Annotated in this window: 8 protein-coding genes and 2 pseudogenes; 5 read left to right on the forward strand and 5 right to left on the reverse strand. The window is 69.1% G+C overall.

From position 1 onward, the window contains the following. Positions 1-8 precede the first annotated feature (8 nt). Positions 9-1,202, reverse strand: coding sequence for an NAD(P)/FAD-dependent oxidoreductase (locus ACFUN8_RS11800; RefSeq protein WP_383634757.1), 1,194 nt, complete (start codon positions 1,200-1,202; stop codon positions 9-11). Between the two features lie 150 nt (positions 1,203-1,352). Next, a complete protein-coding gene (locus ACFUN8_RS11805; protein WP_382568749.1) occupies positions 1,353-1,748 on the reverse strand; it encodes an ATP-binding protein in 396 nt (131 codons plus the stop codon). Positions 1,749-1,900: 152 nt separating this feature from the next. On the opposite strand from ACFUN8_RS11805, the gene ACFUN8_RS11810 reads away from it, so the two are divergent. The 3 genes and pseudogenes from ACFUN8_RS11810 to ACFUN8_RS11820 form a co-directional block, all read left to right on the forward strand. Beyond that, positions 1,901-2,683, forward strand: coding sequence for a Scr1 family TA system antitoxin-like transcriptional regulator (locus ACFUN8_RS11810; protein WP_383634760.1), 783 nt, complete (start codon positions 1,901-1,903; stop codon positions 2,681-2,683). Then, the gene (locus ACFUN8_RS11815) at positions 2,683-2,922 is read left to right on the forward strand and encodes a DUF397 domain-containing protein (RefSeq protein WP_383634762.1); all 240 of its coding nucleotides are present in this window, start codon (positions 2,683-2,685) and stop codon (positions 2,920-2,922) included. The genes ACFUN8_RS11810 and ACFUN8_RS11815 overlap by 1 nt, the downstream gene beginning before the upstream one ends. 131 nt (positions 2,923-3,053) lie before the next feature. After that, positions 3,054-3,242: pseudogene (locus tag ACFUN8_RS11820) on the forward strand (hypothetical protein); the annotation flags it as partial. Between the two features lie 102 nt (positions 3,243-3,344). On the opposite strand, the gene ACFUN8_RS11825 reads toward ACFUN8_RS11820, so the two are convergent. From ACFUN8_RS11825 to ACFUN8_RS11835, 3 genes are all read right to left on the reverse strand, one after another. Further along, positions 3,345-4,439: a hypothetical protein gene (locus tag ACFUN8_RS11825; protein WP_383634764.1), complete on the reverse strand. Its 1,095-nt coding sequence runs from the start codon at positions 4,437-4,439 to the stop codon at positions 3,345-3,347. A 39-nt stretch (positions 4,440-4,478) separates the two neighbouring features. Next, positions 4,479-5,786: a helix-turn-helix domain-containing protein gene (locus ACFUN8_RS11830; RefSeq protein WP_383634766.1), complete on the reverse strand. Its 1,308-nt coding sequence runs from the start codon at positions 5,784-5,786 to the stop codon at positions 4,479-4,481. 111 nt (positions 5,787-5,897) lie between these two features. Beyond that, entirely contained in the window at positions 5,898-6,113 is a 216-nt protein-coding gene (locus ACFUN8_RS11835) for a hypothetical protein (protein ID WP_383634768.1), read from the reverse strand. A 2-nt stretch (positions 6,114-6,115) separates the two neighbouring features. Here ACFUN8_RS11835 and ACFUN8_RS11840 point away from each other — a divergent pair, with 2 nt between their 5' ends. Together ACFUN8_RS11840 and ACFUN8_RS11845 are read left to right on the forward strand one after the other, a co-directional pair. Continuing rightward, on the forward strand, positions 6,116-6,817 hold the full coding sequence (locus ACFUN8_RS11840; RefSeq protein ID WP_383634770.1) for a DUF4232 domain-containing protein: 702 nt from the start codon (positions 6,116-6,118) through the stop codon (positions 6,815-6,817). Between the two features lie 3 nt (positions 6,818-6,820). After that, positions 6,821-6,953, forward strand: a pseudogene (locus ACFUN8_RS11845) (NAD-dependent dehydratase); the annotation flags it as partial.

Consider the following 6,953-nt stretch of genomic DNA (forward strand, 5'->3'; position numbering starts at 1 on the left):
GGAACAGCCTATGCGGCCGCCCTCACCCCGTCCCGGTCGGGCGCGGTCGCCAGGCGGCGCCTGCGCTTCGGCATGCCGAAGGTCGGGTGGGCGATGCCCCACCCGGCCCCCTTGAGGACACCCGACTTGAGCCGCGCGGCGGTCCGGCCGCCCAGGAACCAGGACTTCGGCCGGACGTCCCCGTCCACCACCTGGAAGATCGCGTCCCGCCGCCCGAGGCTGATGTGGTTGCCGTGGTACTTCAGATCGACGGCGGGGGCCTCGCCGCCCGTCAGGCGCGCGACGATCGCGGCGGTCGCCTGCATGTTGGTGAGGCCCGCCGAGGCGCAGGACATCGGCAGTGCCCGGCCGTTCTCGCCGATCGCGTAGGCGCTGTCACCGGCGGCATAGACATTCGGGTGCGAGACCGACCGCATGGTGCGATCGACGACGATCTGGCCGGTCCCCGCGACCTCCAGGCCGCTGTCGGCCGCGATGGGGTGCACGGCGAATCCGGCCGCCCACACGGTCACGTCGGCCGCGATGGATGTGCCGCCGGCGGCGATCGCTCTCGTCGGTTCGACGGCTTCGATGCCGGTGTGCTCGTGGACGGTGATGCCGAGCCGGCCGAAGGCATGGCGCAGGTGACGCCGGGCCTTCGGGGAGAGCCAGGCGCCCAGCTCGCCGCGGGCCGCGAGCGCGACCGAGAGGTCGGGCCGGGACTCGGCGAACTCGGTGGCGGTCTCGATGCCGGTCAGCCCTTCACCGACGACCAGCACCGTGCCGCCCTCACCCAGGCACACCAGGCGTTCGCGCAGACGCAGCGCCGAGGGCCGGCCGGTCACGTCGAAGGCGTACTCGGCCACGCCGGGCACGCCGTGGTGGGCCACGGAGCTGCCCAGCGCGTAGAGAAGGGTGTCGTAGGCGAGTTCTCCGTCGATGCCGTCCTCGCCGGTCACGGCGACGATCCCGCGATCGGGGTCCAGGCCCGTGACGCGCGCCAGGCGCAGCCGCACCCCGGTGCCCGCGAATACGTCGGCGAGCTTGCGGGACGTGACGTCCTGACCGATCGCGAGCTGGTGGAGTCGCATCCGCTCGACGAAGTCGGGCACGGCGTTGACGACGGTGATCTCGGTGTCGGAGCGGGACAGCCGGCGGGCCAGGTTTCCGGCGGCGAAGGCCCCGGCGTATCCGGCGCCGAGTACAACGATGCGGTGCTTCATGACGATGCTCCTGTCTCGTTTCGCGTGCCCCTTGAACGAGACGGCGCCTCCATTCCTGACAAGAGCCGGATGTGGCGCGGGTCACTGGCCGGTCGCTCACCGGTCGGTCCGGTCACCGGTCCCGTTCGCCAGTGAGGCCGAACACCCCGGTCAGATCACGAATTCGCACCACACGATCTTTCCGGGATCACGCTCCCCCACCCCCCATTTGTCCGCGAGAGCGGCGACCAGCATGAGCCCGCGCCCGGACTCCCCGTACGGCTCCCGGACACTCGGCCGCCCGTCACCGCTGTCGTGCACCTCGATACGGAGCACGCCGTCGGCGAGCAACAACAGCTGCAGCCGGTACCCGCGCCCCGGCGGAACTCCGTGCACCAGCGCGTTGGTCGCCAGCTCGCTCACGCACAGCAAGACGTCGTCGAGCCGCTCGCCGAGCGCCCAGTCGATCACCGCCTCCCGTACGAACTGCCTGGCGGCGGGCACGGATCGGCGTTCGCGGCGGTAGAAGCGCTCGCGCTGGGCGGGGGGTGGATTCGTCTCATTCACAGGACGATTGTCACTGCCTGTGATTACGCTGATGCAGTACGCGCACCCGTACAAAGATTCCGTACGGGCTGCGAGGGCGTGACGTACGGACGGGGACGGGGAGTTGAACGGGTATGCACAACAGAAAACGACAGCGGAAGAACGCGTCGGCGATGAAGCTCGTGGGCGCGCTGGTCGCCCTCTTCCGAGAGGCGGCGGGCCTGACCCAACGCCAACTCGCGGAGCGTGCCTGCGTGCACACGGAGACGATCGCGTCGGTGGAGCAGGGCCGACGCCTACTGAAGCCTGATCTGGCGGCGCTGCTGGATCAAGTGCTTTTGACGAAAGGGGCGTTGGCGACGGCGGTGGACAACATGCCGGAGATCGACCGGTATCCGACGTGGGCGGCGGCGTACATCGACCAGGAGCAGGAGGCGATCACCATCTCCTGGTACGAGAACCAGGTGATCCCTGGACTGCTCCAGACCGAGAGCTACTCCTATGCCGTCTTCCAGAACGAGATCCCGGCGCTCAGCGAAGACGAGATGCGCGTACGCGTCGCCGGGCGCATCGAACGCCAACAGATCCTGCACCAAAAGATCCCGCCGACCTGCAGCTTTCTGATCGGCGAAGCCGTGCTCAACGACCAGTTGGGCTCCCCGGCCGTATTCATGGAACAGCTCCGCCATCTCCGGGAGAGCGCCGACCTCCCGGGCCTGACTCTCCAGATCATGCCGTTCGGCAGGATCACTCACGCGGGGCTGTCCGGCCCCTTCATCCTGCTGGAAACACCAGACCATCAGCACCTCGCCTACGCCGAGACACAGCGGGGCAGCCTCTTTGTCGAGGACCCGGATGAGGTCAGCATCCTGGCGCGCAAATATGCGATGCTGCGGACGCAGGCCCTCAACCCCGAAGAGACAAAGGGCCTGTTGGACCGGCTGCTAGGAGAGTAATGAGCACCGCACGCGAGTGGTTCAAGTCCAGCTACAGCACCGAACAGGGGGGCGCTTGCCTCGAAGTCGCCTACGACTGGCACAAGTCGAGCTACAGCACCGAGCAGGGCGGCAACTGCGTCGAGGTCGCAACGCACCCCGCCGCCGTGCACGTACGGGACTCCAAGGTCACCGACGGCCCGGTGCTCACCCTCACCCCCGCCGCCTGGGCGGCCTTCACCTCGGACGTTGTCCGCTGACCGTCGGACCGACTGCGCCGATGAGGTGAATCCCTACCCGACACACGCCGTCAGCCGTGACTTTTGAGCCCGGTCCGCGCAATAGACAGACCGGACCTTGAGGACTACGACGAGCAGACGGGCACCACCAGATGAAAGCCACACGCACACTGACCGTCCTGGGCGCGGCGGTGCTGGGCGCCGTACTTCCCGCCACCGGCGCCGCCGCGGACGAGACCCACACGAATTCGCACAACGGCGGGTTCACCCTGCTCTCGATCGGCCAGATCGACGACCCGGCCGAGGACGTGCTGGAACACGCCACGATCCTCGGTGAGACCCACATGAACGAGGGAACGGAGCCCCCGGAGCCGGCCGAAGCGCCCGAGCCGGCGGAAGCGCCCGAGGCACCGGACTCCGCCTAGGGGAACCCCGCCTCCGTGTCAGAGGGCGGGATGTGAGCTGAGGGCTGTTCTGTCGTCGTGGGAACGCGTGGCGTGTGCCTCCCGGGCGGTGGCGATCACCTTCGCGGTGGCCTTGTGTGTCACCCGGGCGGCGAGGCGGTCCAGTTCGGCCGGCGCGGACTCACTGTCGACCCGGCCCAGGGCGAGAGCGCCCGCATGCGCGACCTTCTCACTGCGCGGGCCCCGTCCGGGCAACTTCTCCAGCGAGGTGTCCACCAAGGCCCCCAGCGCACGAGCCGCGTCGGCATGGGGTGGCAGTAGCGACAACAGCCAGGCAAGGCCACGCAGCGCGAGGGCGTTGTACGGGTCGAAGACCTCGTTGAAATGCCGGTCTTCGCAGAAGACGGCTTTCACCCGGAAGGTGCGTGGAACGCCCACCAGAGCGAGCCAGGACACGACCTTCTCCCGCACCGGCTCCGGGCCCAGCGGTTCGACGAGTTGCCCGGCCAGCCTGTCCCACTTCGCGCTGGGCCGGGCGGACTTGGCGGTGAGAGCGTGCGCGAGCAGCGCACGCCACGGGTCGTCGGGACCGGGACCCACCTGCTCCAGAGCACGCTCGGCCCACTTCTCGCCCACGTTGAGCACTGGGTCGGTGGGTTTCTCGCCGGCGCGAACGAGTGGTGCGGCGGGAAAGCCGTACTCCATGCCACTGCGCCGGAAGGCGGCAATCGCAGCCGGTGTGAGGGAACGGCCGGCGGCCAGCTCCGCCTCCACCAGAACCGAGAAATGGTCCTCGTACCAGAAGGAGTGGCATTCGCCGAGGTCGTCGAGCACCTTGACGCGCTCGGCGGCCAGTGGGTCCCCGGGGAGATCGGCGGCGAGGACCCCGGCCAGAAGCAGTGTCCGCGCCCGGAACTCGGAGGTCACGTCCAGGCGTTGGCAACGCTCGACCAGGAAATGGGCGAGGCTGCGACGACGCTCTGACGGCAGCTCACGCAGTTCGCCCAGCAGCTGATCCGACCAGCCGACACCCCGATAGCCGCTGTCTCCGACTCCCATGGCGTTGAGAGTCAGGTCCGCGCGCTCGATGTCAGTTGCGGCGATGTGGTGGGGAACACCCTCCGTCTTCGTCATGCCGACCGACACTAGGTGACCCCACTGACAGCACAGGCGTCAGGGGAACTGGTTCGGGTCGTTCACGGGCGCCGTCTCCCACTTCGACGTACCGCCCATCGGGTAGTGGAACGACGGCCGCCCCTTCGCACCGCTCGTACGGAACGGCTGCCCGTGGTCGTCGATGCGGAGCGTGCCCGCCCGGCCGCCGCTGGACCACTCCAGTTCCAGATACCAACTGACGTACCGGGCAGAGGCGTTCGCGCTGATCTGGAAGACCTCCGGGTCGGACTCACTCACCTTGTAGGGGAAGTCCCGCTGCCCGCCCTGCGGCGCGACGTCGGGGCGGCCGGCGTCCAGGTTCACGGCGAACGCCCTGGTCGTGACACCGCCGCCGCAGCCGACGCCCGTGGCGAAGTCGTTCCAGGCGAGCGGAGCGTCGCTCGACACCACGCGCACGTTCAGTTCGTTGAGCATGACGGTCTCGCTCCCGGTGCCCTGGAGGGCCAGCTCGATGAACTGACTGCCGCTCGACACCGCGCCGAGCGCACCCACCCAACCGGGCGCGTCCGGCTCGTTGGGGGGCGGGGGCACCTCTGTCGCGGGGCGGTTGACGAGGTAGTGCTGGGAGCACGGGTTCTCGTAGGCGTACGGCTTGGTGTTCACCGTCACCGGCACCCCCGCGACCGCTCCCTTTCCGCCCCCGGTGTCACCGCTCCCGCTCGCCCCGCCCTTGGGAGTCGCACGCTCCGACGGAGAGGCTTTGGGCGAGGGCGACTTGCTGGGGGACGGTGACGCGGAGGGCGAGGAGGACGGCGAGCCCGACTTCGACGCGCCGCCGCCCTCCGAGACCTCGGACGCGACGGGTGAGCGGTTGTTCGACGAATCGTTCAAGGGGCCGAAGACAATGGCCGGTACGGCGACCGCCACGACGACAGCCGCGGCGGCGAGAGTGACGTACAGCCGCTTCTTGCGCTGTGAAGGAGACGGGTCGGCGGCCGGAGCGTCGAGACCGGGCTCCGGGCTCTCGGCGGCCTGCTCCTCCACAGAAGCGGAGTCGGCGACAGGGACAGAGGCAGCGGCGGCGACAGCAGCCGTCGGTGCCGCCGCCCGGGACCGCCGCCGTGCCTCGTCCGCGAGGATCCACCGGCGGTGCAGTTCCACGAACTCCTCGCCCTTCGCCCCGCACAGCCGCCCGAACCGCTCCGCCGCCGAGAACTCGGCCGGGACGGCGTCGCCGTTGCAGTAGCGGTGGAGCGTGGACGTACTGACATGGAGCTTCGCGGCGAGCGCGCCGTAGCTCTGTCCCGAGCGGTCCTTCAACTCGGTGAGCAGTTCGGCGAAAGCCTTGGCCTCGGTGGTCGCCACTCGGGGTTCCCCTCCAGATGCGTCTGCCACAGGTGCGCGGCCGTTCCAGGAACGCGTCCCAGGGAAACACTGTTCCCGCAGGTCACAGCCGTCTGAGCGTTCCAGCTTCCCTCATTGTCCCTTGCCGATTGCGGCCACTTCCAGCCGCCCCGCAAGGTGAGTGCAGCACCCGCCGAACGAGGAGGAGCGATCCGCACTCGGAACCGCGACGACCTCGTCGATGCCGTGGCCGTCTGCGTACTCATCGCCTGCACAGCCGTGCTGCTCGTGCTCATCAACCGCCACTGAACCGCCATCGAACGCACCATCAAAACGGGAGACAGACACTCATGCGCAACCTTCGATTCCGCTCCGCCGCCACCACCGCCACCACCGCCCTCGTGGCCGCACTCGCCCTCACGGCCTGCGGCCAGTCGGACGCGGTCGGCGCAGGCTCCAAGCCGGACGCCAAGTCCACGGCCACGGCCGCGTCGTCCACGGAGAAGCCGGACGCCCAGGAGACGGACAAGCCGCGGGCCACCGACCAGAGCGCGGACAAGACCAACGCCAGCAAGGCCACCAGCAACAGCAACAGCGGCAAGGGCTCCAGCAACAACAAGAGCAAGAGCAAGACCCCCAGCACCTGCACCCCGGCCAACACCAAGATCACCGTCACCAAGGTCAGCCGGCCGATCAACCACCTGCTGGTGACCGCCACCAACGCCGGCAGCGGCACCTGCTACGCCTACTACGCGCCTCTGCTCGGCTTCGACGACGCCCAGTCCGTCACCCAGATCAACGAGAGCAGCCAGCCGCAGGCCGTGGTCACCCTGTCGCCCGGCCAGTCGGCCTACGCCTCGATCGCGCTGGGCGGCGGCGAAGGCTCCCCGACCACCGCGGCGTACAACCTCAGCGTCTCCTTCTCGGGCCGCGACAACCAGGGGACGGTGGGCCCGGTCGCGAACCTCACCCTCCCGAAGGGGACGAAGACCAACAACGACACGTCGGTCTCCTACTGGCAGGCCACCATGTCCGACGCCCTCACCTGGTAACGGGTGCGGCGGCTCGTCGTGAAGTCCTCCACCAACGTCTACGGTTCCGCCTCCCGCGACCCGGCCGTCTTCACCGAGACGACCCCGGCCAAGGCGCTGCCCAGCGGCGGCTTCGCCAAGGACGCCGTCGAGGTCG

The organism is Streptomyces sp. NPDC057307 (assembly GCF_042667665.1).
In the GTDB taxonomy this organism is placed as follows: domain Bacteria; phylum Actinomycetota; class Actinomycetes; order Streptomycetales; family Streptomycetaceae; genus Streptomyces.

Excerpts from the sequence above, each read along its gene's own strand:
- ACFUN8_RS11800 (WP_383634757.1), bottom strand. The coding sequence starts at position 1,202 with ATGAAGCACCGCATCGTTGTACTCGGCGCCGGATACGCCGGGGCCTTC.
- ACFUN8_RS11810 (WP_383634760.1), top strand. The coding sequence starts at position 1,901 with ATGAAGCTCGTGGGCGCGCTGGTCGCCCTCTTCCGAGAGGCGGCGGGC.
- ACFUN8_RS11825 (WP_383634764.1), bottom strand. The coding sequence starts at position 4,439 with ATGACGAAGACGGAGGGTGTTCCCCACCACATCGCCGCAACTGACATC.
- ACFUN8_RS11840 (WP_383634770.1), top strand. The coding sequence starts at position 6,116 with ATGCGCAACCTTCGATTCCGCTCCGCCGCCACCACCGCCACCACCGCC.
- ACFUN8_RS11815 (WP_383634762.1), top strand. The coding sequence starts at position 2,683 with ATGAGCACCGCACGCGAGTGGTTCAAGTCCAGCTACAGCACCGAACAG.